This window comes from Rhizobium sp. WYCCWR 11128 (assembly GCF_013416305.1).
Taxonomy (GTDB): Bacteria; Pseudomonadota; Alphaproteobacteria; order Rhizobiales; family Rhizobiaceae; genus Rhizobium; species Rhizobium indicum.
Window position 1 is genome coordinate 129,902 of sequence record NZ_JACCEZ010000006.1, and the last position, 24,456, is coordinate 154,357.

The following is a 24,456-nucleotide window of genomic DNA, read 5'->3' on the forward strand; positions in this document are numbered from 1 at the left end:
CATCGCGTCCAATCTTCAAGGAGCGGCCATGTCCATCACGCCATCGATCGACCGTGAACCCGTTCTCGACATTCAGAACCTGCGCATCGAGTTTCGCGGCAAGAGCGAAACGGTCGTTGCGATCCCGGACCTCTCGTTCAAGGTCATGCCCGGCGAAAGTTACGGTCTCGTCGGTGAATCGGGCTGTGGCAAGAGCACGACAGCCATGGCGATCATGGGCTATCTCGGGGCCACCGGGGTGATCGCAGGCGGCAGCATCCGGTTCAATGGCAAGCAACTGGTCGATGCCACCCCAAGGGAATTGCGCTCCATCCGTGGGCGGCAGATTGCGATGGTCTATCAGGATCCGATGAGCGCGCTTAATCCCGTCAAGACGATTGGCGCGCAACTGGCAGAAGTGCCGCTGCTCCACATGGGCGCCAGCAAGAAGGACGCAATGGCGATGGCGGAGGCGATGCTTGCCGACGTTCGCCTGCCGGACCCCGGCGACATGATGAGGCGGTATCCGCATCAGCTGTCCGGCGGCCAGCAGCAGCGCGTGGTCATCGCCATGGCATTGCTTGCCAAGCCGTCCTTGTTGCTGCTTGACGAGCCAACGACGGGCCTTGATGTGACCGTCGAGGCTGCGGTGATCGATCTGATCGCCGAATTGCGCCAACGCTATTCGACCAGCCTGCTGTTCATCTCGCACAATCTCGGCCTGATCGCAGAGAGCTGCGATCGTCTTGGCATCATGTATTCCGGCGAGATGGTCGAAGAGGGAACGACCGGCGAAGTGTTTCGCCGGCCGAAGCATCCTTACACGCGCGGCCTCATCGACTGCATTCCCGATATTACCGGCGATAAGCGCAGCCGCACGCTCGCTGCCATCCCGGGGTCGATCCCGCTACCGCAGGAAAGGCCGCAGGGCTGTCTTTTCGGACCGCGCTGTTCGAGTTTCGTCTCCGGCCTCTGCGACCGTCCGGACCTTGCCCTGGAGCCAGCGGCGGAAGAGCATTTGGTGCGCTGCGTCCGCTGGCCGGAAATTTCGGCAGCAGAAGCCACGCTTGCTCCGGTCGAGACACAGATGATTGCAAAATCGACGGCGATAACGCTATCCGATGTGAACCGTCTCTATCCCGTCGGCCGCCGGAAGACCGTCAAGGCGAACGAAGCGGTCAGTTTCGAAGCGGCAACAGCCGAGATCGTGGCATTGGTCGGCGAGTCCGGCTGCGGAAAATCCACGCTTGCGCGCCTCGTCACGGGTCTCGACAAGGCGACGTCGGGCGAAATCCGCATGGCTGGCGAGAACATCGCCGAACTGCAGGCCAGCGAACGTCCACGCGCGCTGCTGCAACAGATTCAGATGATCTTTCAAAATCCGGATAGCACGCTCAATCCCTCGCATTCGGCCGCTTTTTCCATCCGGCGTTCGATCAAGAAATTCGGTATCCGCAAAGGGAAGGCCGAGATTGAGCAGCGCGTCCGCGAGCTCCTGGAAATGGTGCGTCTGTCTCCAGCCGTCGCGGACCGAAAGCCGAACCAGCTGTCGGGCGGTCAGAAGCAGCGTATCGCCATCGCACGCGCCTTTGCGGCGGAACCTTCGCTCATCGTCGCCGACGAACCGGTCTCGGCGCTCGACGTCTCGGTGCAGGCCGCAGTCGTGACGCTTCTCCTCGATATTCAACGGGAAAAGCATGCCACGATGTTGTTCATCAGCCACGACCTGGCGCTGGTTCGCCACGTGGCAGACAAGGTCGTGGTCATGTATCTCGGCAAGATCATGGAGCAGGGGACCGTCGAGGAAGTCTTCGGTGAGGGCGCGCATCCCTATACCGAAGCACTTCTCTCAGCGATCCGCAGCCCGCATCCGGATGAAGCGCCGCGCGAGCGTATTCGCCTGTCCGGCGAAACACCGAGCCCGGTCAACGTACCCGCCGGCTGCCGTTTTTCAACGCGGTGCCACCGTAAGCTCGGCAGCATCTGCGACACAGCTCCGCCGCCGCTGCGCAAGATGTCCGAGACGCATGAGATTCTCTGCCACATCGATCAGGCAGATCTCGCGGCCCGGCCTTCCGTCCTTGCTCCCGCCGAAAAGGCATAATGATGCGCGATCCCGATAGGACGATTGGTGACTTCTGGCGGAGGGCCGCGGGGCTTCGCGCAATCCTGCATGTCATGGCGAGCATCTGCATCGTCGCGACTGGCAATTCTCTTTTGACGACGACGGTTTCTCTTCACCTTAGTGACCCCGCAATCGATCCCCGTATCGTCCAGTTGTTGCTGACGGCGTTTCCCATAGGCTTCCTTGCCGGCTGCCTGTCAGCCCGTGTCATGGTCGTCCGCTTCGGTCATGAGCGGGCTTTCCTGGCCGTGGCATTGCTCGCCGCTTTCGGCGCCTGCGGTTACATGCTGACGGAAGTCGCTCCGGTCTGGTTCTGCCTGCGTCTGATAAACGGCTTTTCCATCGCAACGCTGTTCGTCGTTTCCGAGAGCTGGATCAATCTTTACGCTGACCAGAAGAACCGCGGAGCCTATTTCTCGCTCTATATGCTGATGACGTCGCTGGCGACGCTATTTGCGCAATTGCTTGTCGAAGCGGCCGGAGCGGACTCTCCCCATCTCTTTCAGATCGTGCTCGGCGTGATCCTGCTTGGACTGATCTACGCCCGGTTTGTTGGTGGACCTTGGCCTGTCTTGCGGCTGCCGCTGGCGGTGACGGTCGATGCGGGTAACGCCCACTCCGGGCATCGGTATGGCATTTGGCGGCTCGCTGCTCTAGCGCCGGTCACCGTCGTTTGCGTCTTCCAGTCCGGCATGACGAATATGAACGTCTATACGATGACGCCCATCTATGCGGAGCGGGTGAACCTCGATGCTGCCGTTGCGGTGACGCTAGTGACGGCTTTTAGCCTCGGCGGCATGCTTGCCCAGGCGCCGGTCGGATGGCTTTCGGACCGTATGGACCGGCGCGTGCTGCTCCTTCTGCAGGGACTGGCGGCAGCTGGTTTGTGTGCGGCAATCGCGTGGCCGGGAGTAAGGCCGCAGGCGCTGCTCTACGGCCTTTTCTTTGCCTATGGCGCAGTCGCGCTGACGATCTACCCTGTAGGCATCGCCTACGCCAATTCGCGGCTCGACAGCCGGCATATGGTTTCCGCGTCGGGCAGCCTTCTGCTTTTGTATTCCATCGGCAACATCATGACGCCTGGGCTTGCCGCACAGATGATGGAGCAGTTTACGCCGCAGGCTCTCTTCCTTCTTCTTGGCAGTGGAGCATTTTTGGTCGCTGTTGCTGCGTGCTTCAATCTGCTGCGCCGTCCGATCGGCGCCGCCAAGCCTTGCCTCGTTTCGGGAGGAAGCGAATGACGTCCGCCAAGCCTTATGACCTCGTGATCCGTGGTGGCCGGGTGGTTCTGCCGGATGCAACCATGCAGATCGATATCGGCGTTCGCGACGGCGTGATTGCGGCGTTGGAACCGGATTTGCCCGAAGGAAAAAATGAAGTCGCGGCAGAGGGGCGACTGGTTCTGCCCGGCGGGGTCGATAGCCATTGCCATATGGATCAGCAGCCGTGGGAGGGCAAAGCGACGGCCGACGATTTCAACACCGGCACGTTGTCGGCGATGTGCGGCGGGACGACGACCGTCGTGCCCTTTGCCATGCAGATGCGTGGCCAGTCGCTGCGCGATATCGTCGAGGACTATCATGAGCGCGCCCGTCCGAAGGCGCGGATCGACTATGGTTTTCACCTGATCGTCGGCGATCCCTCAGCCGAAGTGTTACACAACGAAATTCCTCAGCTGATCGCCGAAGGCTGCACCTCGATCAAGATCTACCTCACCTATGACGGTTTGAAGCTCGATGACTATGAGGTGCTGAATGTGCTCGACCTTGCCCGCGCGCAGGGCGCGATGGTCATGGTTCACGCCGAAAACGACGCCTGCATTCGCTGGTTGACCGAAAAGTTCATCGCCGCCCGCAAGACCGAACTGCGCTATCATGAGAAGGCGCATTCGGCGATCGGCGATCGTGAAGCAACCTTCCGGGCGATCAGCCTTTCGGAACTGATCGAAACCCCGATCCTCGTCAGCCATGTCGCTGCGGGCGGCGCCGTCGAGGAGATCCGCCGCGCCAAGGCGCGCGGGCTTCCGATCTACGCCGAAACCTGCCCGCAATATCTTTTCCTTTCGGCCGAAGACATCGACACCCATGATCTCTCCGGCTCCAAATGCGTCTGCACGCCGCCGCCGCGCGACAAGTCGAACCAGCCTGCAATCTGGGCCGGCATCCTGGACGGAACGCTGGAGGTTTTTTCTTCGGATCATTCGCCCTGGCATTATGCGGATAAGATTGCGGGCGGGCCGGGGACGCCGTTCCACCGAATTCCCAATGGTATTCCCGGCATCGAGACGCGGCTTGCTTTGCTGTTTTCAGCTGGGGTGAATGGTGGCCTGATCTCGTTGCAGAAATTCGCCGAGCTGACGTCCGGCGCGCCGGCACGCCTTTTCGGTCTTGCTCCGCGCAAGGGGCAGATTGCCGTCGGGGCAGACGCCGATATTGCGATCTGGGATCCGGATCGCAGCGTGACGATCACCAATTCCCTGCTGCATCACGCCACCGACTACACGCCCTATGAGGGTCAGGTCGTCAAGGGCTGGCCCATCATGACGATCTCGCGCGGCGATATCGTCTGGGACGACGGAAAAATCGTGGCCAAGCCCGGGCGCGGCCAGTTTATTGCCCGACAGCGACCATTCCCACCGCAGCAAGGTCTTTCGAAGGTCCTCGCATCATGACCGCACCGATGTCACGTCTTGACGGCAAGGTGATCTTTCTGACGGGCGCTGCGAGTGGTATCGGCGCGGCAATTGCGCGCCGCTGCATCGATGAAAGCGCTTCAGTGATCTGTGCGGATCAATCGCCGGAAGGCGTCATCGCGCTCGCGCAATCCCTTGGCCCCCGTGCTTTCGGCATCCAGTGCGATGTGACCGACAATATGTCGGTCGGTCGCGCGGTAGGTACCGGTACCAGACATTTCGGTCGACTCGATGGTCTCGTGCACAATGCGGCTGCACCCTCGACGGATGGGAGTGTCGTCGACCTTGCCGAGCCGCAATGGCGGCTGGAGATCGATGTCATCCTGACCGGCGCCTTTCTGGCCAGCAAGCACGCACTTCCGGCGATGGTTGCGGCCGGCGGCGGATCGGTCGTCTTCATTGCATCGCAATTCGCTCATGTCGCAACCGGCAAGGCCGTCGCCTACTGTGCTGCAAAGGCCGGTCTCGTGCATCTCGCCAAGGCCATGGCGGTTGACCATGCGGCCGATGGCATCCGCGTCAACAGCCTTTCGCCCGGGGCCGTCGCCACTCCGCGGCTGCTGCAACGGTGGCCGGATCTCGAAGCGGCCAATGCCGGGCTCGGGCCTGCGCATTTGCTCGGACGCATCGGGCAGCCGGAGGAAATAGCCGCCGCCACCGCATTTTTGTTGTCGTCGGATGCATCGTTCGTCACCGGAACCGATCTCCTGGCCGACGGCGGTTACGCGACGCGCTGATACCTGGTTGAAAATCTTTGGATGGATTTGAAATGACCCTTCTCGTCACCGGTGGAACCGGCTTCGTCATGAGCGTCCTTGCACGGGAATGGCTCGAACGCGATGCCGATGCGCGCGTCGTCATTCTCGATCGCGCTGGCCTGGATGCGATGGCGGAGCGCTATTTTGCGCCGGTCCGCGATCGGCTGACCGTGGTTACGGCCGACATCTGCAGGCCCGCCCAGTGGGAAGCGACACTCGACAGCCACGATATCCGCTACGTGGTGCATGGCGCGACCGTCACCCCCATCTCGCGCGGCAGTGCCGCAGAGGCAAAGCGCCAGCCCGAAGCCGAAGATCCCGCCAGGATCGTCGATGTCAATTTCATGGGCACCGTGCACATTCTCGAATGGCTGAGAAAGCGTCCCAGCATTGAACGCTTCGTCTTTGTCAGTTCGGGCTCCGTCTACCGTCACCATGGGCCGGACTGGACGGGCGAACCGCTTCCCGAAGATGGCTATGTTGCGCCGCTGACGCTTTACGGGATCTCCAAATTTGCTGCCGAGATGGTGGTCAACCGTTACGCCGATCTCTTCGGTCTGTCGGCAGCCTCCGTCCGGCTTGCTTCGGTTTACGGGCCGATGGATCGGGTAACCGACAGCCGCAATTTCCGGCATGTGCCAAACCGCGTCGCCCATATGGCGCTTGCCGGCCAGACCATCCGGCCGAACAGCCTGGAGCCGGTCGGCGACTATCTGACTTCAACTGACGTGGCTGATGCGATCATCGCGCTGCTCTTAGCAGAACGCCTGCGTTACCGGCACTACAACATCGGCAGCGGTGAGACGTCGACAATCGGCGACATCATCGGCTGGGCGAGGGAGCGTGCGCCTGGCCTGCAGGTTGAAGTGAGCCCGGCGGAAACCGCCAACATCATCCAGGACATCTCCCTGAAGGACGGCATGTGGGGTGCCTACGACATCGCCCGCATCGCGCGGGATACGGGCTGGCAGCCACGCGGCGCCAAGCAGTCGTTCCACGACTACATGGACTGGATCGTCGAACACGAAAATCAGAGCGAGGGAAAGTGATGGGCGCTGCTGCAAAAGACCAATTGCGCGATTTTATCGGCTACGGCCCGAAGCCGCCGGTCATGAAATGGCCCGGTGGCGTCAAGCTGGCGATCAACCTTGTGCTGAACTACGAGGAGGGCGCCGAATATTCCTGGCTCGACGATGGGCGAAACGACAATTGGGGCGAATACAATATTCCCAATAGCCCGCCGCTGCGTGATCTCGGTACCGAGACGCATTTCGAGTACGGCAGCCGCGCCGGCGTCTGGCGCCTAGCGCGCCTGTTTGACCGCTACGATATTCCAGTGACGGTCTCTGCCTGCGCGGTTGCGCTGGAGAAGAACCCGGCGGTCATCGAATGGATGAATTCTCGTGGCCATGACCTGCTCGGCCATGGCCTGCGCTGGAGCGAATATTCCGGCATGCCTCGCGATGAGGAGGAGCGGCAGCTGCATGACGCCATCGCTCTTTACAAGAAGTTGACCGGCAAACGGCCGCTGGGCTGGAATTGCCGTTCCTTTCCAAGCGTCAACACTCGGGATCTGATCGTCAGGGAAGGCGGCTTCCTCTATTATTCCGACCCTTGCAACGACGATCTTCCCTATTTCCTCGATCACCAGGGCACGCGGCTTCTCGTGGTGCCCTATTCGAAGACGCTGAACGACAGCCGCTATCTCATTGCGCCGGGCTACAGCAACCCGCGCGACTTTGTCGAAGATTGCCGCTCGGCGATCGACTACATGATCGGCGAAGCCGACGAGACAGGCGGGCGGATGCTGACGATCGGCGTGCATGCCCGCTGGATGGGCCAGCCTAATCGGGCGTCGGGGCTGCGTGATGTCATTGAGCACGTCAAGAAAACGCCAGGTGCCGCATTCATGCGTCGTGAGGATATTGCGCGCCACTGGATGGACAACCATGAGGGCTTCTCCCGCCATGGCTGACGGCAACCAGGCCAAGCCGGCCGAAAGGCTGAGCGCTCAGACGCAGGCGATGAACGGCGCGCAATATGTCGCCGGCGTATTGAAGGAAGAGGGCGTCAAGCAGATCATCGGCTTCCCGGCCAGCGAACTGTTCGATGCGTCTGCCGAACTCGACATTCGCCCTATCATCGCCCGCACGCAACGCGTCGCCGTCAACATTGCGGAAGGCTATGCCCGCGCGACTGCCGGCAGGGAACTTGCCGTGGTCACGGTCCAATACGGTCCCGGAGCCGAAAGCGCCTTTGCCGGCATTGCCCAGGCCTTCAACGACGGCGTGCCGATGCTGTTCCTGCCGACCGGCTATCCGCGGGGCTCGGAGGCAGTGGCTCCGAATTTCGAATCCCGCCGCAACTTCACCCACATCACCAAATGGTGCGAGGCCGCGACGCGTGTCGCCGATCTGCCGAAACTGATGCATGCGGCGATATCGCGTGTTCGAAACGGACGGCCGGCGCCGGTGTTGCTGGAACTGCCAGTCGATCTTCTGGCCGAAAAGGTCGATGCCCTGCCGGCAGATCACCGACGCCCACGCCGCAGCAAGCCCCAGGCTGATGATGGCGAGGTGGCCCGTCTGGTCGAAACACTTCTGGAGGCGAAAAACCCGATCATCTGGGCAGGGCAGGGGGTGCTGTCGGCATCAGCCTCGCAGGAACTGGTCGAGCTCGCCGAACTCTTGAACATTCCGGTCATGACGACGCCGAATGGCAAGAGCGGTTTTCCCGAAGACCATCCCCTCGCTCTGGGCACGGCCGGCCGGGCGCGACCTGCCACGGTCGACCATTTCCTCGCAAAGTCCGATGTGGTGTTCGCCCTCGGCAGCAGCCTGACGCGTTCCTATTACATCTTGCCAGTCCCGGACGACAAAATCATCCTGCAAGTGACGCTCGATGAGGCCGATCTTGGCAAGGACTATGCGATCGCTCAAGGGGTGATCGGAGATGCAGCCTCTGTCCTCAAACAGATGATTGACCTTATCCGCCGTGATTATCTGCCGCTCGGCGAACGCCCCCGACCAGCTGCAGAAATCGCCGCCATTCGCGAGGCCTTCATGGAAAAGTGGATGCCGCTGCTGACATCCGACAGCACGCCGATCTCGCCCTACCGCGTCGTCTGGGAGATCATGCAGACAATCGATCCCAGAAATTCGATCGTCACGCATGATGCCGGCAACCCGCGCGATCAGTTTTGCCCATTCTACGTTGCAAGCAGTCCCGGCAGCTATATCGGTTGGGGCAAGACCACCCAGCTTGGCAGCGGCCTCGGCTTTGCGATCGGGGCAAAACTCGCCCGCCCTGAAGCAACCGTCGTCAATCTGATGGGCGAGTCCGCCTTCGGGATGGTCGGACTCGACTTCGAAACCGCCGTGCGCTGCAACCTGCCGGTCCTGACAGTCGTCCTGCGCAACAACGTGCTCGGCGGCTATGCCAAAAGCATGCCGATTGCCACCGCGAAATATGACGCGAACCGGGTGACGGGCAATTACGCGCCGATCGCCGAAGCCCTTGGCGGCTATGGCGAATGCGTGACGGAACCGAAAAGCCTGCGGCCCGCATTGCTGCGCGCCCTGGACAGGATCGCTGCCGGTCAGGCCGCGCTCATCGAGGTTGTCACGCACGAAGAACCGCGGCTCGCAGGCCTGTGGTAGAGAAGCGGGGGCGGACGTGTTCGATACGATGATCCTTGGCGGCACGGTCGTCAATGCAGATGGTCAGGGTCTAGCGGATGTCGGCATCCGCGACGGGCGGGTAGCTGCTCTCCTTGCGCCGGGCGAGACCGTGATGGCACGAAGTTTCATCGATGCCGGCGGCAAGCAGCTGTTGCCTGGGCTCGTCGATGCACATGCGCATCTGCGAGAACCCGGACTGACGCAGAAGGAAGATTTTGAAAGCGGCACGCATGCTGCAGCGCTCGGTGGCGTGACGACCATCCTCGACATGCCGACGGACGATCCCTGGACAGCAACCGCGCGGCAACTGTCGGAGAAGATGGCGAGCGCGACGGGGCGCCTCCATGTCGACGTCGGGTTTCAAGCCGTGGTTTCGAAGAGCTGCGACAGCCTGGATGACCTGCTCGCTCTGTCGCCTGTTTCTCTTGAACTATTCACGGCTGACGTACCCGCCGAATATCTCTTCGACAGCCTGGATGCCGTCACGGAAATCCTGCGCCGGCTGGCAGGGGCCGGCCCGGTGATAGGCGTTTCCCCCGGCGACCAATCTATTCTGGAGGGCAGCGCCGGACGTGATCGCGGCGGCGACATTTCGGCGTTTCTGGCAAGTAGGCCGCCGATCGCCGAAGCCGGAGGTATCGCGCGCGCAGTGCTGGCGGCCGCCGAGACCGGCGCGCGGGTGCATGTGCGCCAGGTCAATTCGAAGCTCGGGGTCGAGGCCTGGTGCCGCCTTCAAAGCATGGCCGATGTCACCGTCGAAACGACACCCCAGAACCTGTTCTTCACATCTGACGACTACGAGACGGCCGGCGCCAAGCTCAAGGGATCGCCCCCGTTTCGGCGTTACGACGATGTCCAGGCCTTGCGTCATGCAGTCTTTGAAGGGCTGATGACAATCATGGCGACGGATCACGCGCCGCACAGCGCGGTTGAAAAGTCCGCGGCCTATGGATCTTTTGCCGACATTCCCGGTGGGATGCCGGGCCTCCAGACGTTGCTCTCGGTGATGTTGGACCTTGTGGTGGAGAAGCTTATTGCCCTTCCGGACCTTGTGCGCATGTGCGCGTACAACCCCGCCAACCGTTTTGGGCTCGGGCGCTCGAAAGGATCGATCGCCGTTGGTTGCGATGCCGACATCCTGGTCGTCGACTTGAACCATTCGACTGTCATCACCGATGCCGAGCAGGCTACACGCGCCGCCTACACCCCGTTTCATGGCAGGCGCATGGCCGGCAGGTTGACGGATGTCTTTCTGCGAGGCGAGCGCATCGTTAAAGACGGCGTGCTCATTGCTCCCCGTCGCGGCCAAGTCGTCCGCAGCGCTACCTGAAGGAACGTCTATGCCTCTGCTTGATAGGAAAATTGCGATCGTCACCGGCGCGAGCTCAGGTCTCGGCCGTGCAATCGCGCTGCGCTACGCCGAAGAAGGCGCGACAGTGGTGATTGCCGATGTCTCCGAGGCGCCGATCGAGGGAGGCGATAGCACGCTTGACCGCCTTATCGCGGAGGGCGGAAAGGGCATGTTCATCAAGACCGACATCTCCAGCTGGGTGGATGTCGATGCGCTGGTTTCGCAAACGGTGAAGGAGTTCGGGCGGCTCGACATCATGGTCAACAATGCCGCGATCTACACCTCGACCAATCTCCTCAATACGTCACCGCAACAGTGGGATCGAGTGATCTCGGTCAACGTCACCGGCTTTTTCTACTGCTGCAAGCGAGCGGCCGCGCAGTTCCTGAAGCAGGAGCCGGTGGGCGAAGCACGCGGCCGGATCATCAATATCTCGTCGCAGCACGGTATGGTGGCCTGCCCGGGTGACTTTCCCTATGGCGTCAGCAAGGGAGCGATCGTGCAGATGACTCGGCAGATCGCCGTCGACCACGCCGCCGATATGATCCTGTGCAATGCGATTGCACCGGGAAAGATCATCACCGGAAAGCCGGGCGTCGCCAACGATCCGGACGCGCTTGATTATTCGCGCCGACGCACGCCGTGGCCAAGACTTGGCGAACCGCGCGACGTCGCGGGTGCGGCACTGTTCCTCGCCAGCGACATGGCGAGCTACATTACCGGCATCAACATGATGGTCGACGGCGGCTGGATGGCCGGCTGACCTGACTCCCATCGAACAATCAACAACAACGCAAAGGAAACAGACCATGGATCTGGGATTGAAAGGCAAGACCGCCCTCGTACTGGGGGCTGGCGGGGGACTTGGCGGGGCGATTGCAAAAACGCTCGCCACCGAAGGAGCAAAGGTCGCGGTTGCCGACATCAACAGGGAAGCTGCCGACAGAACGGTTGTCGACATCCGCGCAGCCGGCGGCTCGGCGATGGCACTTGAATGGGACCTCGCCAATCTCGACATGATCGAGCCCAATCTCGCCGCCATCGAGAAGCAGCTCGGTTCGGTGGACGTGCTTGTCAACATCACCGGCGGCCCGCCGCCGACACTGGTTTCCGGTCAGAGCACCGAGAGCTGGCGCAAGTATTTCGATAGCATGGTGCTGTCGGTCATCGCCATCAGCGATGCCGTTCTTCAGAAGATGCGCGAAAAGAAACGGGGCCGTATCATCACCTCGACATCGTCCGGTGTCGTGGCTCCGATTTCTAATCTCGGACTTTCGAATTCGCTGCGCATGTCACTTCTCGGCTGGTCGAAGACGCTGGCAGGCGAAGTCGGCCGCGACGGCGTGACCGTCAACGTCGTTCTTCCAGGGCGCGTCGCGACGCAACGCATCACCTTCCTCGACGAACAAAAAGCCAAGCGTGAGGGCAGGGCTGTCGAAGAGGTCTCGGCGGCCAGCACGGCTTCGATTCCCATCGGCCGATACGGGGATCCGCAGGAATACGCTGATGTCGTCGCCTTTTTGGCGAGCAGCCGTGCCTCCTATATGACTGGCTCGGTGATTCGCGTCGATGGTGGTCTGATTGCGAGCGTGTGAGAAGATTATACCCTGCGATTGTCGTAGTTGGCGTGGGTGATCGGCATGTGCACCTTCACTACTCGTGCAAAGGCACGCGGAGATGATCTCGGCGGTGCGCAGGGTGACGCCGCCGATGGCAAGGGCAGGATGTGTCCCGCGGATGTGAACAGCCCATACCATTCCTCGCGGGTCAGCGAGACATCCGGGCCGACTGCAGCTTCGACGACCCGCTCGAGCCTCGTTGTGCCGAGGACGACCTGGATCTTTGCCAGATGGCGGGTGATCCAGGCAACGACGACGGTCGTTGCCGATGCTGGTTTTACCTGCTGGTAAATCTATTCCGAATGCATTTTGGCCGCCGATCCAGTGGCCGAGATTATGATTCACTGTGGTCATTGACTTGCGGAGCGGATCATCCGCTCCAAGCGATCCGGGCTTGGCTGACGAGGTTTTGGCTGGTCAGTGATAGAAGTTCCATAAGCTATCTTATGTGATAAATGTATGTAGGGGGGTGGGTTCGATGATGAAGTGCGACTTGCAATAGATAACAACGGTTTATCCCTGCAAGGAACGAGATATGAAGCGCACCTACTCCCAGATCGATATGGATGAACGCCGCAAGATCGCTCGCTCGCCGTTGGTCGTCATCACTTCTCGCCGAGAAATTCGGGCGGTATCGCTCGACGCGTACACGAAGATCGCTGCGCCTGAAGCGATATATCTTCTCTTATCCGACTATGACGTGCGGTACGAAACGCGATAGATTGGCGGTTATGCGCGAGCGATCCTCGCGGACGGCAAGACCGCAGGCGCGATCACCGACGATCCAGCTGCCGAGCACGGCGAAGCCGCCATCGCTTTCGAAAAGCGGGGCATAGGCCTGGACGATAAAGCCTTCGTCGCCATAATCGCCGGGGGCAGAAATCAATTCCCGGCCATCTCGGAATATCGTGACGTTCTCGCCTTCTCGCGACAGCAGTGGCTTGCGCACATAGTCGCTCAAACTCGAGGCCGCCGGGTCGTCTGCGAAATAGCTAGCCAGCAGGTTGGGATGATTGGGGTGGCGCTGCCAGAGCAGAGGCAAAAGCCCTTTGTTGGAGAGCACGGCCTTCCAGGCGGGCTCGACGAAAACATCGCCCGAGCGCACGAGATCGCGGGCGAAGGGCTCGCGCAGCATGAATTCCCATGGGTACAGCTTGAAGCAGCGGTCGATCACCCGATCCTGGAGGTCGGTGTAACGGCCCTGCGCATCGATGCCGATCTCGCGGATGTCCAGAAGCTCGACGCGATGGCCGGCCTGCACTGCGCAGTCCATCAGATAGACCGTCGTGCCGCGATCCTCCTCATTGTCGGTCATCGCCGCGAAGTGGAAGATCGGCTCTTTGGAAAATTGCTCGAACGCCTCGACGAGGCTTTCCTGCAAGGAATTATACTGGTCCGCGTCCTTGGGCAGGCTACCCAAAGCCACCTGGTCGGTCAGCCAGTTGAACTGGAAATAGGCTGTCTCGAACACCGAAGTGGGAGTATCGGCGTTATATTCGAGCAACTTGACCGGGCCAGTGCCGTCGTAAGCGAGATCGAACCGGCCGTAGAGGTGGCGGTCGCGGCGCTGCCAGGAGCGCTGCACCACATCGCGCAGATCCTCCGGAATGGCCAGCCTGTCGAGCGCCTCTTCGCTTCCGACGATATCGCCGACCAAATCCATGCACATGTCGTGCAGTTCCTGGCTTGGCCCTTCGATCTGCATCTCGATCTCATCGAGCGTGAATGTATAGGCGGCATCATCGAGCCAATAGGGCTCGCCATACATTTCGTGAAATCCGAAGCCAACGGCGCGCGCCTTGTCAAGCCAATCAGGACGCGCCGGAAGGGTGATGCGCTTCATGTCAGCCGCCGAAACTGAACGACGAACGACCCCCGAAGCCCTGACGGGCGACGGTGCGGGTGTTGACGTTGACCGGCTTGACAGTCTGGCGTGAGGGCGCGATCGAGGTGTCGTTGCCGCCGCCCGAGCGAACAGTCGTTGTCACCGTTTGTCCCGAGCGATTGCGATAAATCGGCGTCGAGCCGTAATAGGAGCCACTCTCCTCCTGGCGCCGGCGATAATTGTAATAGTCGCCGATGTTGTTCAGTGCCGAAGACAGCATGTAGCCTGTCAGGAACGGCACGAAGAAGCTGCCGCCTCCGCCGGTATTGTTGGGGACGGCACTGGCCGACTGTTCCGTGCACTGGCCCGAGCCGTATTCGGCCTCGCAGGCGGCCATGCCGTTGAAACGCGGCGCGGCGGCAAGATGGGCCCGCATGGCATCCTGATAGCCGGCCTGGCAGACCTGCCGGTCCATGCCGGAAGTCACGCATTGGTCGACGGAGGTGAACATTGTCTCGGAAGGAGTCTGATCGCCGCAACCGGACAGCGCCAGGGTCGAGGCAGCGATAGTGCCGAGGGCCAGGAAAGGTCGTTTGTGCCCGCTCTTACGTCTGCGCATCGTTCCCTCCCCTCAATAGGTCATGCAGGCGGCGTTGAGAATACCGATGACCAGCGCGATGCCGCCGCCCCATATGCCCGCCGCGATATCGCCGGCAGTGATCTTTTCATGCAGATCCGTCATGGTGAAATTCGCAATATAGTAAGCCAGGATCTGCGCCAGAATGCCGACCACCGCCCATATGATGTAGTCGACGATGCTGACCGAATTGGCTGCGGCCGAAGCCAGAGGCAGGCTGAAACCAACAAGCGCGCCCAAAAATGCCGTGACGGCGGCAAGATTGCCTGCGCGAATGAGTTGGACTTCCTTCTGCGGCGTCAAGAATGTGTAGATCACCGCGAAAACGCCATAAGCGGCAAGACCGACGGCGAAATAGCCGAGGAAGGCAGGCAGACCCGCCACGTAATCGAGCATTGAAAAAGTCCTCCGTTGAAAATTGACAGGGTCTATCAGACGCGGCGAACATCGGCTGGAGCCAGTCCATAACCGATCAGAAATTCCACCGAGCTGCCTGCCTGGCTCTGTCCGAGATCGAGGTCGCGCTCGACATTGATCAAAAGCATTTCGCGCGTCGAGCCAAGCGGGCGGTAATACAACATGCAGGTCTGGTGAATGGAGCGCTGCGCCTCACCGTCGTCGACCTTCTCGACAAACTCCGCCAATGGGGTGCGTTCCGGGCCTTCGCCCCAGAAGCGGCTATAGAGGATGCCATCGGCATCGTAGCTTGGCTGACCGATCAGGCCGTCCGGCCCGGTCCAGCGGTTCCATTCGCCCTGCCCGGCAGGCACGACGCTGTCCCAGGGCTGATAAAAGCTGATGTCGTCGACATCACCCGGCTGGCCCGACGTCGACATCACCTGAATCATCCGATGGTCTTCATCGTAGTAGCGCGACAGAACCGTCGCGGCATCGAGCGAAACCTCACCGTAGGCGGCAATGATGAACGGGCCGCTCCGTGGCAGCGGCATGGCCGGCTGGCCGGCCAAAGCCTCGGCTTCGAGGGAGAGGAAATCGATGTCCAACGCCCCGCCGATGGCGGCGCTCAACGGGCCATGTTCTTTGGGTAAGGGCCTTTCGTTCTTGTCTCTGCCGAACCAGCCGATCATGATACGTCTCCCATTCGAGCCCAAGCGATGGCAGCGGGATCTAGCCGCATTCCGCTGATGTAGTAAAGGGTCTCGCCGCCCCGCATCAGCGTCTCGTCCTGGCAATTGAGGTCGGTCATGCCCTGGCTCAGCATGCCCACCAGCGTCACATTATGCTGACGCTTGAGCCTTAAAAACACGTCCCCATAGAGTAGCGGCGTTTGCAAAGGCGGTACCGGCAGGGAAAACGCCGTGTCGGTGGAAGCGGCCGACAGCAGCCGTGCGGCGATTTCCGAAGAGCCCGGATCACGGGCGGAACGCGACAGCAGCTCCTCGGCGAGCGAGCCCACCGCCTCGACGCGCGGCCGGCGTTGTTTGACCGTCTGTGCCGTGCGGTCGTCGGCGAAATAGGCGACGATATGGGCATTGGGCGCGTGGTCTTCGGCAATCAGCACGGCGGCCAGCGTCTCGTCGTCATTTGCACCGCGCGCGATGATCGCGCGCGCCTGAGCCACTCCGGCCCGCACCAGAGCATCGGCATCGGCAAGCCGCTCGGTTCTGATATAGTCGGCGTAATTGCTGGCGGGATTTTCCGGCAGGTCCTTGGCAACCAGAACACTCATCGGCTCGTTGGCCTGCCGTTCGGCATGCAGCAGCCGCAGCGTCTGGTATGTCTGCCCCTCTTGCCAGCCCAGGACGATGATATGGCCGGCGCGTTCGCTGTAATCACCCAATCCGCGCATGCGGTTTCTCCAGATCGTACCGATATTTGTCAACAACTTGCCGAGAACAGCGGTGAAGATGGCAATGCCGCCGGGAAGAACGAACAGGACGGCAATTAATCGGCCGAGCCCCGATTTTGGAGAAAGATCGCCATAGCCGACAGTCGTTGCCGTCACCATATAGTAGTAAAGAAAGTCGACCGGATTGCCGACGAGATCGCCTTCGCCGACCAGCATGAAGAGCAGGTAAGAAGCGACCAGATGGATTACGAGGATAAGAAAAAGAGCTGACCAGGCCAATTCGTTGAGCGAGAGATATACACGCCGCAGCAATGAAGCGATATATGGCAAGCGATTCGCTCCGTTCCTAACGCGTACCCTAGCGAAATTTATTTAGCGCACCAGATCTTTAAGTTGCAAATCGATTACCCAAATATTTTGACGTTCCAACCGATGGAGGACTTTTTGGAGACCTGGAACCTCACCACTTTAACGCGCCTGTTCGCCGCCGATCCCGACGCACTGGGCGATGTGGATGTAGCCGTACCCGAACAGGGCGACGTTATATGCGTGACTCTTAAGGAAAAAGGCGATCTCGACGTCTTCGTCGCGGTAAGCGGGGAGCGCGACATCCTTGTCAGCGCTGTTCTGGTGCCTTGCAAGGACGTGTCCAATCGAGAAGCCTTCGAACGTATGGTGCTGAAGACCCATAAGTTCGTGCCGCTCTCCAGCTTCGGCATCACCACGATCGACGGTGAGGAATGGTATGAATTGTTCGGCTCGCTGTCAGCACGCTCGCCGGCCGAGACGGTGGTCGAGGAGGTCGCGATTCTGGCTGCCAATGCCGTCGATGCGGCACATATGATTGAAGAATGGAAAAGCGGGGAGATTGCAGCGTGAGCACCTGGGGAAAGATTTTCACCGCCATTCGCGGCGGCATCAACGAGGCAGCGGAAGCGGCCGCCGACAGCCAGTCCATGCGCATTCTTGACCAGGAAATCCGCGACGCTGAGCAGTCGCTGCGCAGTGCGCGATCCGATCTGGCCGGCATCATGGCGTCCAACAAGAGCGTCGTGCGCCGACTTGAAGAAAACCGCGCAAAGGAGACCAAGGATACCGACAGCGCTCGTGCCGCGATCTCCGCGGGCCGTACGGATCTGGCGCAGGGTCTCGCTCAGCGCATTGCCGGTACCCGTGCCGAAGTGCAGCGCGATCAAGAAGAGCTTGACCGGCTGCTGCCCCGCCAACAGCAGATGCTGCGCACGATCCAGGAGACCGAAGCACGCATTGCCCAGATGAAGCGTGAGGTGGAGAATGTCAAAGCCAATGAGTCGCTGCTGCGCGCTCAGTCGGCGATCGCCCATAGCCAGTCGGGCATCAATACCCGTCTCGGTAGCGCCGTCGAAAGTCTCGAACGTATCAAGAAGCGCCAGGAAGTCACTGCCGGCCGCATCGAAGCCGGTGCTGAACTGGCGGCGCTGGAAAACGGCAGCGACCTCGATCGTCAACTGCGCGAGGCCGGCATTGGCAGTTCGAGCCATTCGGCCGACGACATTCTTGCACAATTGATGGCACCGAAACATTCGGTCGAGCCCATCTTGCTGCCCGCACCGACTGGCAACAAAGACTGACAATCCCCGGGAACGGCAGCCTTGCCTGCCGTTCCCCCGGCACGCCTGCGGATTGGAGCGACTGCGCGCTTGTTGGCCAGCAGCTGGAAGAGAGATTCACCGTTGCTATCTGCGGTTGGATGCCCTTGTCAGACGGATTCCCGTACCATTTGGCGAGTCCCCGCATGATCCAGGCGAGCATCCCGGTCTGCAACCGAACGCCTCAATGTCACGACGATGCCGGCCGGTATAAGCGAGAGCATGTCGTCGTTTCTTAACTGACGCCGAGGAACTGCTTCAGTTCTGCAGTCTGCGGATTGGCAAAGACTTCCTCCGGCCGGCCGGCTTCGTGGACTCGGCCCTGGTGCATGAAGACGACGCGGTTGCAGACGTCGCGGGCGAACTTCATCTCGTGCGTCACCATCAGGAGGGTCATTCCCTCGGCGGCGAGTTCGCGCACGACGGCCAGAACTTCGGCGACCAGTTCCGGATCGAGCGCGGAGGTGATTTCGTCGCAAAGAAGCGCAGTCGGCTGCATGGCGAGCGCGCGCGCGATGGCGACGCGCTGCTGCTGGCCGCCCGAGAGCTCGTCCGGATAGGCGTCGAACCTGTGGCCGAGCCCTACCCGCTCCAGCATCTTGCGGGCGGTGGCCTCGGCTTCGACTTTCGGGGTCTTCTTGACCACGGTCTGCGACAGCATGACGTTGCCGCCGACGGTCAGGTGCGGGAAGAGGTTGAACTGCTGAAAGATCATGCCGACCTTGAGGCGCAGTGCCTTCAGATGGACTTCGTCATCAAGGAGCTGCGCGCCGGCCACGGAGATGGAGCCGTCGGTGATGGTTTCCAGGCCGTTGATGCAGCGAAGCAGGGTCGATTTGCCCGAACCGCTCTTGCCGATAATGGCGATGACCTCGCCGGCCTCCACATCGAGATTGATGCCTTTCAGCACTTCGGTGGTGCCAAAGCTCTTGCGGACTTCAGTGATTTCGATGAGCGACATTGAGCTTCCTTTCCAGGATCTGGCTGCTTTTTGACAAAGGCCAGCAAAGGGCGAAGTAGATGAGAGCGACGAGCCCGTAGACGGTGAAGGGCTGGAAGGTGGCATTGGTGACCACCGTGCCGGCTTTCGACAATTCGACGAAACCGATGATCGAGGTCAGCGCCGTTCCCTTGACGATTTGCACGGAGAAACCGACCGTCGGCGGTATGGCGACCCTCAGCGCCTGCGGCAGGATGACATAACGCATCTGCTGCAGCCGACCCATGCCGAGGCTGGCCGAGGCTTCCCATTGACCCCGCGCGACCGCCTCGACGCAGCCTCGCCAGATTTCGGCGAGAAAGGCGGCACTCCACAGGGTGAGGGCCAATCCCGCAGCAAGCCAGGCCGGCACGTCTATCCCGAAGAGGCCGAGGCCGAAAAATGCAATGAAGAGCTGCATCAGCAGCGGCGTGCCCTGGAAGAGCTCGATATAATATTTCGCGACTGTCCTGAATGCCTTGCGCTTGCTGATACGCAGGAAGAGCAACCCCAGCCCGACCACGCCGCCGCCGATGAATGAGACCAGCGAAAGAAGGATCGTCCAGCGCGTGGCGAGCAGGAGGTTGCGCAGAATGTCCCAGAATGTGAACTCGATCATTTCGCCGCCCTCCTCGGGAAAATGAACCCGCCGACCACCGCCAGCACCTGCCGGAGCAGGATCGCCAGGGTGAGATAGATGGCTGTCGAGACGATGTAGGCCTCGAAGGCGCGGAAGGTTCGCGATTGTATGAAGTTCGCGGCAAAGGTCAGATCCTCGGCGGCGATCTGCGAGACGACCGATGAGCCGAGCATGACGATCACCACTTGCGACGACAGCGCCGGCCAGATGCGCTGCAGTGACGGCACGAGAACGACATGCCGGAAGGTTTCGAAGCGCGTCATGGCAAGGCTCTCGCCTGCCTCGAACTGGCCCTTCGGGGTAGCCTGGATGCCGGCGCGGATAATTTCGCAGCTATAGGCGCCAAGGTTGACGACCATCGCAAGGTTGGCGGCCGTCAGTTCGGAAAGCTTGAAACCGAGCGACGGCAGACCGAAGAAAATGAAAAAGAGCTGAATCAGGAACGGCGTGTTGCGGATCAATTCGACATAGGTCGCAACAACTGGCTTCAGCCAGGCCGGGCCGAGTGCGCGCACCCAGGCGCAGAAGATGCCGAGCGAAATGCCGAGCACCCCGCCGATGGCGATAAGCTCCAGCGTGATCAGTATGCCCTTGACGATCTCGGGATAATATTCAAGCAGCCAGCCGAATTCGAAATGGTAACTCAAGGAATTGTCCCCTCTTGTGGCGACGGAGCGTCATGTCATCTCGCGCGCGGCGCGGGATGACATCCGTGAGAACCGGGTTCCTTACAGATCCGACGGGAGATCGGCGCCGAGCCACTTCTGCGATATGGCGTTGAGCGATCCATCGGTTTTTGCGGCGGCGACAATGCCGTTCACCTTCTCCAAAAGAGCCGCCTGTTCCTTGTTGAGACCGATGTAGCAGGGCGAATTCTTGATCAGGAACTTCATCTCGGGGCGCTTGGGGGGATTTCTGGCGAGGATCGCAGCGGCCACGACGTTGCCGGTGGCGATGGTGTCGACCTGGCCGGACAGGAAGGCCGAGATGGTGCCATTATTGTCCTCGTAGCGCTTGATCGTCGCGTCGGCCGGAGCGATCTTCGTCAGCTCGAGATCCTCCACGGCGCCGCGCGTGACGCCGATGCTCTTGCCGGCGAGATCTTCCACCTTGGCGATCGAAAGATCGGCCGGTGCGAACACGCCGTTGAAGAAGGGTGCGTAGGCCGTGGTGAAATCGATCACCTTTTCGCGCTCCGCATTCTTGCCGAGGCTTGATATGACCAGATCGACTTTGTTCGTCTGCAGATAGGGAACGCGGTTGGCGCTGGTGACCGGCACGAGTTCGGTCTTGACGCCCAGTTTTTCGGCAATGAGGTTGGCCACATCGATATCGTAGCCCATCGGCGCCATATCGGTACCGACGCTACCGAAGGGCGGAAAATCCTGCGGGACGGCGACACGCAGCGTACCGCGCGCCGTGATGTCGGCGAGAGCATCGGCGTAAGACGCGGAGCCGAAGCCGAAGGTTGCAGCCAGGGTCGCGATTGCGAAGAAGACTCGTCTTGTCAGCATGTTTTAATTGCTCCTTTGAAGTTGTGGCTTTTTGGGTCTGACAGTTGGGCCGGAGGACACGGCCTTGGGAGGGAGTGACAGCGAACTGCGCAGTTCCGAGAGCGGATCCGGGCGTGTGGTCAGGTCGAGGCCCATTTCCACTTCGTCCAGATGTTCGATAGAGAGCTCGGCAGCTCTGACGAAATCACCCGCTTGCATGGCCTCGAAGATGCGGCAATGCCCGTCATGAGACTGTGCTGCATGAAATTCAGACTGATAGAGCATCGAAATGAGGATCGTCCTCGCGGTGAGATCGCGGAGGATATCGACGATGATGGCGTTGCCGCTCAATTCTGCGATGCGGATGTGGAAATCGCCCATCAAATAGATCAGGTGCTGGCGGTCGCCCGCAGCCATTGCGCTTTTTTCCTCGTTCAAATGCGCGTCGAGCGCTTCGCGTCCCTCGCCTGTCAGCACGCGCATGCTGCGCAGCAATCCGGACTCGATGACGCGCCGTGCCTCATAGACCGCGATCGCCTCTTCAGCAGACGGCTCGACAACAAACCAGCCTCGTCTCGGACTGACATGCACGATACCGCGTGTTTCCAAGCGCATCATGGCTTCACGGACGCGGGTTCGAGACACGCTGAAGAGCGTTGCCAGCTGGTTTTCGCTGAGACGCGTCCCAGGCCGAATTTTGGCTGAAAGAATCCCAGAGACGATCGTCTCCTCGATGGTCTTCTGCGTGCTCTCAGATGTGTGGCTATCTTGCATACAAGACAGGAAAGCAAAGCTCGTGCCAAAATCCTGCGTTCAGGATTTCCAAGATGTCTCGGATCCCTCCCCCTGGAATTTGCACGCTGGGAATGCAGACTGAGCGTAAATTGAGCGCGTGCCTGCAACGCCTTGCAAACGCAGACCAGCGTCGAACCACTCACGTGGCGGCTTGTTCTTACTGGCCGAACGACCTTATGCGGTCGAAGCCGCCCAGGGATTGATCACTTCAACACCTGCAGCGTCGAAAGCACTTGTATCGCGCGTGGCTACGGCGAACCCTTTTGATGCCGCGATGGCGGCGATATAGCCGTCCGGAGTGGGAAATCCTCTGCCAGCGGCTCGGGCCTTGACCGCGAGATCGGCATAGCGCCGTGCCGCTGTGATGTCGAAAGCCAAAATACGGCTTTCGAAGAGTTCCATCAGACCGTCCAACGCGTCGCAGAGCCTTTCCTTGCGTTTGCCAGCCGGGAGGGCGCCGATTCCAAACATCAGTTCGGCGATCGTGACGCTAGAAGGAAGAGGGTTTCGGCTGCCTGCTCATCGAGCCAGAATTTCACGGCTTCGTCGGGCGCTGGTTTCATCGCCTCGGAAACGACGTTCGTATCGAGGATAATCATTCAAAGCTCATCGGCTTTGCAGGCAATGTGTCGCGAGCTTGGTCCAGAACGGCAAAGTCCTCATTCGTCAACCCGAGGCGACGGCTCCGTTCGGCGAGCGCGCTGCCGAGACGCAGACGTGTTTCCGGACGGACGGCAGCCTCGAGGATTTCGCGCATTTCCGCTTCGGCGCTGCGCCCGTGATGAGCCGCACGCACTTTGAGAGCACGGTGCGTCGCGTCGGAGAGGTTTCTGATTGTGACTGCGGGCATGATGGCAACCTGTGGGACATGATAGCAATGCTAGCAATAAAATGGATTTGCCATCACATTCAATGTGCGCTTGCCATGCGATCGTAAGCCAACCAGTCGTTAGGGGAGTTGCGCCACCGTAACGTGTGATCGGCATGGATTCTCTTTCGTCTAGTTGAAACTTGAGGTCTTGAGGAATTCCGCCAGCCGTTCGGTCTTCGGATGCACGAACATGTCCTTCGGATCGCCCTCCTCGCAGATGACGCCCTGGTTCATAAAGATGACGCGTGACGAAACGTCGTAGGCAAAGCGCATCTCGTGCGTGACGAGCAGCATGGTCATGCCGTCGGCGGCGAGCCCCTTGATGACCTGGAGCACTTCGCCCACCAGTTCCGGGTCGAGCGCGGAAGTCACTTCGTCGAACAGCATCAGCCTCGGCGACATGGCGATGGCGCGGGCGATCGCGACGCGCTGCTGCTGACCGCCGGAAAGCTGTCCGGGATAATGGTTCGAGCGGGCGGAAAGGCCGACACGATCGAGCCATTTTTCCGCGATGGCGCGGGCATCCGGCTTGGCCATTTTCTTCACCTTGACGAGGCCGAGCATGACGTTTTCAGCGGCACTCATATGCGGAAAAAGATTGAACTGCTGAAACGCCATGCCGGTCAACGCGCGTTGGCGTGCAATCTCTTTCTCGCTCTTGCGGCGCCGCGTCGCGCCTTCGGCGCGGTAGCCGATCTCCTCGCCGTCGAGGCTAATCGTGCCGCCCTGGAATTCCTCGAGCATGTTGATGCAACGCAGCAAGGTGGTCTTTCCGGAGCCGGACGAGCCGATGATAGAAATGACTTCGCCTTCCTGCACGGCGCAGTCGACGCCCTTGAGGACTTCGTGGATGCCGTAAGTCTTGCGCAGACCCTGGATGTCGAGAATGGTCTTGGCCATCGGGGGAACTCCTCAGGACGGCAGGGCGGTCTTGCGCTCGACATATTTGCCGAAGTGCTCGATGCCATAGTTGATGATGAAATAGAGACCGCCAGCCAGGAAGTAGAACTGGAGGCTCATGAAATTGCGGGAGATGATCTCCTGCGTGCGCAGGAGAAGTTCCGCGACGCCGATGACGGAGAGCAGCGTCGAGGCTTTCACCATCTCGGCCGCCGTATTCACCCAGGCCGGCAGGCACTGGCGCATGGCCTGCGGCCACAGCACCGAGGTGAAGGTCTGGGTAAAGGTCAGGCCGATCGCCTTGGCGGCTTCGGTCTGGCCCTTCGGGATCGCTTGAAGCGCCCCGCGCACGATTTCGCCGACATGGGAGGAGCAGAAGATGGCAAGGGCGAGCACGCCGGCCGAGAACGGCCCGAGATCGAGGCCGACGGCGGCGGAGACATAGTAGCTCGCCAGAACGAGCACGAGCACCGGCGTGCCGCGGATGATGTCCGTATAGGCGCGCACGGCCAGACGCAAAATGACGCCGCCATAAACGAGCGCCAAGCCGACGAAAACGCCGAGTACGGAGCCCGCAAGGATGGCCAGCAGGGAGATCGACACGGTCACGCCGATGCCGTTCATGATGACGTAGCGGGCGATCCAGAGTTGTTCGAGAAAGGTGTGGGACATCA

At 60.7% G+C, this 24,456-nt stretch carries 27 protein-coding genes and 1 pseudogene; 14 read left to right on the forward strand and 14 right to left on the reverse strand.

Annotation, left to right across the window (positions count from 1 at the left end; genetic code table 11):
* The first annotated feature begins 28 nt into the window (after window positions 1-28).
* The 12 genes from HX898_RS19600 to HX898_RS19655 all read left to right on the forward strand — a co-directional run bounded on the left by HX898_RS19600 (window position 29) and on the right by HX898_RS19655 (window position 12,925).
* Complete coding sequence (locus HX898_RS19600) at window positions 29-2,083, forward strand: ABC transporter ATP-binding protein (protein WP_246697941.1); 2,055 nt, start codon at window positions 29-31, stop codon at window positions 2,081-2,083.
* Window positions 2,083-3,345, forward strand: coding sequence for an MFS transporter (locus tag HX898_RS19605; RefSeq protein ID WP_180195458.1), 1,263 nt, complete (start codon window positions 2,083-2,085; stop codon window positions 3,343-3,345). The genes HX898_RS19600 and HX898_RS19605 overlap by 1 nt, the downstream gene beginning before the upstream one ends.
* Entirely contained in the window at window positions 3,342-4,775 is a 1,434-nt protein-coding gene (gene hydA / locus HX898_RS19610; protein ID WP_180195459.1) for a dihydropyrimidinase, read from the forward strand. Before HX898_RS19605 ends, hydA begins: the two co-directional genes overlap by 4 nt.
* Entirely contained in the window at window positions 4,772-5,533 is a 762-nt protein-coding gene (locus tag HX898_RS19615; RefSeq protein ID WP_180195460.1) for an SDR family oxidoreductase, read from the forward strand. The genes hydA and HX898_RS19615 overlap by 4 nt, the downstream gene beginning before the upstream one ends.
* A gap of 32 nt (window positions 5,534-5,565) precedes the next feature.
* Window positions 5,566-6,603 (forward strand): NAD(P)-dependent oxidoreductase, encoded by a 1,038-nt coding sequence (locus HX898_RS19620; RefSeq protein WP_180195461.1) that lies wholly within the window; start codon window positions 5,566-5,568, stop codon window positions 6,601-6,603.
* Window positions 6,603-7,529 (forward strand): allantoinase PuuE, encoded by a 927-nt coding sequence (locus HX898_RS19625; RefSeq protein WP_138388919.1) that lies wholly within the window; start codon window positions 6,603-6,605, stop codon window positions 7,527-7,529. The genes HX898_RS19620 and HX898_RS19625 overlap by 1 nt, the downstream gene beginning before the upstream one ends.
* A complete protein-coding gene (locus HX898_RS19630; protein ID WP_246697942.1) occupies window positions 7,504-9,213 on the forward strand; it encodes a thiamine pyrophosphate-requiring protein in 1,710 nt (569 codons plus the stop codon). The genes HX898_RS19625 and HX898_RS19630 overlap by 26 nt, the downstream gene beginning before the upstream one ends.
* A gap of 16 nt (window positions 9,214-9,229) precedes the next feature.
* Window positions 9,230-10,564 (forward strand): dihydroorotase family protein, encoded by a 1,335-nt coding sequence (locus HX898_RS19635; protein ID WP_180195462.1) that lies wholly within the window; start codon window positions 9,230-9,232, stop codon window positions 10,562-10,564.
* Between the two features lie 10 nt (window positions 10,565-10,574).
* Entirely contained in the window at window positions 10,575-11,348 is a 774-nt protein-coding gene (locus HX898_RS19640; RefSeq protein WP_180195463.1) for an SDR family oxidoreductase, read from the forward strand.
* A gap of 46 nt (window positions 11,349-11,394) precedes the next feature.
* On the forward strand, window positions 11,395-12,180 hold the full coding sequence (locus tag HX898_RS19645; protein WP_180195464.1) for an SDR family oxidoreductase: 786 nt from the start codon (window positions 11,395-11,397) through the stop codon (window positions 12,178-12,180).
* 45 nt (window positions 12,181-12,225) lie between these two features.
* Complete coding sequence (locus HX898_RS19650; protein ID WP_180195465.1) at window positions 12,226-12,495, forward strand: hypothetical protein; 270 nt, start codon at window positions 12,226-12,228, stop codon at window positions 12,493-12,495.
* A 244-nt stretch (window positions 12,496-12,739) separates the two neighbouring features.
* The gene (locus HX898_RS19655) at window positions 12,740-12,925 is read left to right on the forward strand and encodes a hypothetical protein (RefSeq protein WP_138332942.1); all 186 of its coding nucleotides are present in this window, start codon (window positions 12,740-12,742) and stop codon (window positions 12,923-12,925) included.
* On the opposite strand, the gene HX898_RS19660 is transcribed toward HX898_RS19655, so the two are convergent.
* From HX898_RS19660 to HX898_RS19680, 5 genes are read right to left on the reverse strand one after another with little or no spacing between them, the layout of a single operon-like run.
* Window positions 12,890-14,047 carry a glutathionylspermidine synthase family protein gene (locus HX898_RS19660; protein WP_138332940.1) on the reverse strand — a complete coding sequence of 386 codons (1,158 nt, stop codon included), beginning with the start codon at window positions 14,045-14,047 and terminating at the stop codon, window positions 12,890-12,892. The genes HX898_RS19655 and HX898_RS19660 overlap by 36 nt on opposite strands.
* A 1-nt stretch (window position 14,048) precedes the next feature.
* Window positions 14,049-14,648 (reverse strand): DUF1190 domain-containing protein, encoded by a 600-nt coding sequence (locus HX898_RS19665; protein WP_138332939.1) that lies wholly within the window; start codon window positions 14,646-14,648, stop codon window positions 14,049-14,051.
* 12 nt (window positions 14,649-14,660) lie between these two features.
* Window positions 14,661-15,062, reverse strand: a complete 402-nt coding sequence (locus tag HX898_RS19670; RefSeq protein WP_003550237.1) for a DUF350 domain-containing protein — start codon at window positions 15,060-15,062, stop codon at window positions 14,661-14,663.
* A 35-nt stretch (window positions 15,063-15,097) separates the two neighbouring features.
* The gene (locus HX898_RS19675) at window positions 15,098-15,754 is read right to left on the reverse strand and encodes a YjfK family protein (protein ID WP_138332937.1); all 657 of its coding nucleotides are present in this window, start codon (window positions 15,752-15,754) and stop codon (window positions 15,098-15,100) included.
* Window positions 15,751-16,806 carry an ion channel gene (locus HX898_RS19680; protein WP_180195466.1) on the reverse strand — a complete coding sequence of 352 codons (1,056 nt, stop codon included), beginning with the start codon at window positions 16,804-16,806 and terminating at the stop codon, window positions 15,751-15,753. Before HX898_RS19680 ends, HX898_RS19675 begins: the two co-directional genes overlap by 4 nt.
* A gap of 102 nt (window positions 16,807-16,908) precedes the next feature.
* Here HX898_RS19680 and HX898_RS19685 point away from each other — a divergent pair, with 102 nt between their 5' ends.
* Together HX898_RS19685 and HX898_RS19690 are read left to right on the forward strand one after the other, a co-directional pair.
* A complete protein-coding gene (locus HX898_RS19685) occupies window positions 16,909-17,355 on the forward strand; it encodes a YjfI family protein (RefSeq protein WP_029871137.1) in 447 nt (148 codons plus the stop codon).
* Window positions 17,352-18,086 (forward strand): PspA/IM30 family protein, encoded by a 735-nt coding sequence (locus tag HX898_RS19690; RefSeq protein ID WP_180195467.1) that lies wholly within the window; start codon window positions 17,352-17,354, stop codon window positions 18,084-18,086. Before HX898_RS19685 ends, HX898_RS19690 begins: the two co-directional genes overlap by 4 nt.
* 253 nt (window positions 18,087-18,339) lie before the next feature.
* On the opposite strand, the gene HX898_RS19695 is transcribed toward HX898_RS19690, so the two are convergent.
* The 9 genes and pseudogenes from HX898_RS19695 to HX898_RS19735 all read right to left on the reverse strand — a co-directional run bounded on the left by HX898_RS19695 (window position 18,340) and on the right by HX898_RS19735 (window position 24,454).
* Complete coding sequence (locus HX898_RS19695; protein WP_180195468.1) at window positions 18,340-19,065, reverse strand: amino acid ABC transporter ATP-binding protein; 726 nt, start codon at window positions 19,063-19,065, stop codon at window positions 18,340-18,342.
* Window positions 19,043-19,702, reverse strand: coding sequence for an amino acid ABC transporter permease (locus HX898_RS19700; RefSeq protein WP_138388911.1), 660 nt, complete (start codon window positions 19,700-19,702; stop codon window positions 19,043-19,045). Before HX898_RS19700 ends, HX898_RS19695 begins: the two co-directional genes overlap by 23 nt.
* Window positions 19,699-20,370, reverse strand: coding sequence for an amino acid ABC transporter permease (locus HX898_RS19705; protein ID WP_138332924.1), 672 nt, complete (start codon window positions 20,368-20,370; stop codon window positions 19,699-19,701). The genes HX898_RS19700 and HX898_RS19705 overlap by 4 nt, the downstream gene beginning before the upstream one ends.
* Before the next feature lie 81 nt (window positions 20,371-20,451).
* Window positions 20,452-21,237, reverse strand: a complete 786-nt coding sequence (locus tag HX898_RS19710; RefSeq protein WP_180195469.1) for a transporter substrate-binding domain-containing protein — start codon at window positions 21,235-21,237, stop codon at window positions 20,452-20,454.
* Window positions 21,238-21,240: 3 nt separating this feature from the next.
* Entirely contained in the window at window positions 21,241-21,990 is a 750-nt protein-coding gene (locus HX898_RS19715; protein ID WP_171600383.1) for a GntR family transcriptional regulator, read from the reverse strand.
* A 195-nt stretch (window positions 21,991-22,185) separates the two neighbouring features.
* A pseudogene (locus HX898_RS19720) lies at window positions 22,186-22,610 on the reverse strand (type II toxin-antitoxin system VapC family toxin).
* Window positions 22,607-22,861, reverse strand: coding sequence for a hypothetical protein (locus HX898_RS19725; RefSeq protein ID WP_025397318.1), 255 nt, complete (start codon window positions 22,859-22,861; stop codon window positions 22,607-22,609). The pseudogene HX898_RS19720 and the gene HX898_RS19725 overlap by 4 nt, the downstream one beginning before the upstream one ends.
* 150 nt (window positions 22,862-23,011) lie before the next feature.
* Complete coding sequence (locus HX898_RS19730) at window positions 23,012-23,782, reverse strand: amino acid ABC transporter ATP-binding protein (RefSeq protein WP_138388906.1); 771 nt, start codon at window positions 23,780-23,782, stop codon at window positions 23,012-23,014.
* Window positions 23,783-23,794: 12 nt separating this feature from the next.
* A complete protein-coding gene (locus tag HX898_RS19735; RefSeq protein WP_027664855.1) occupies window positions 23,795-24,454 on the reverse strand; it encodes an amino acid ABC transporter permease in 660 nt (219 codons plus the stop codon).
* Window positions 24,455-24,456: the final 2 nt, after the last annotated feature.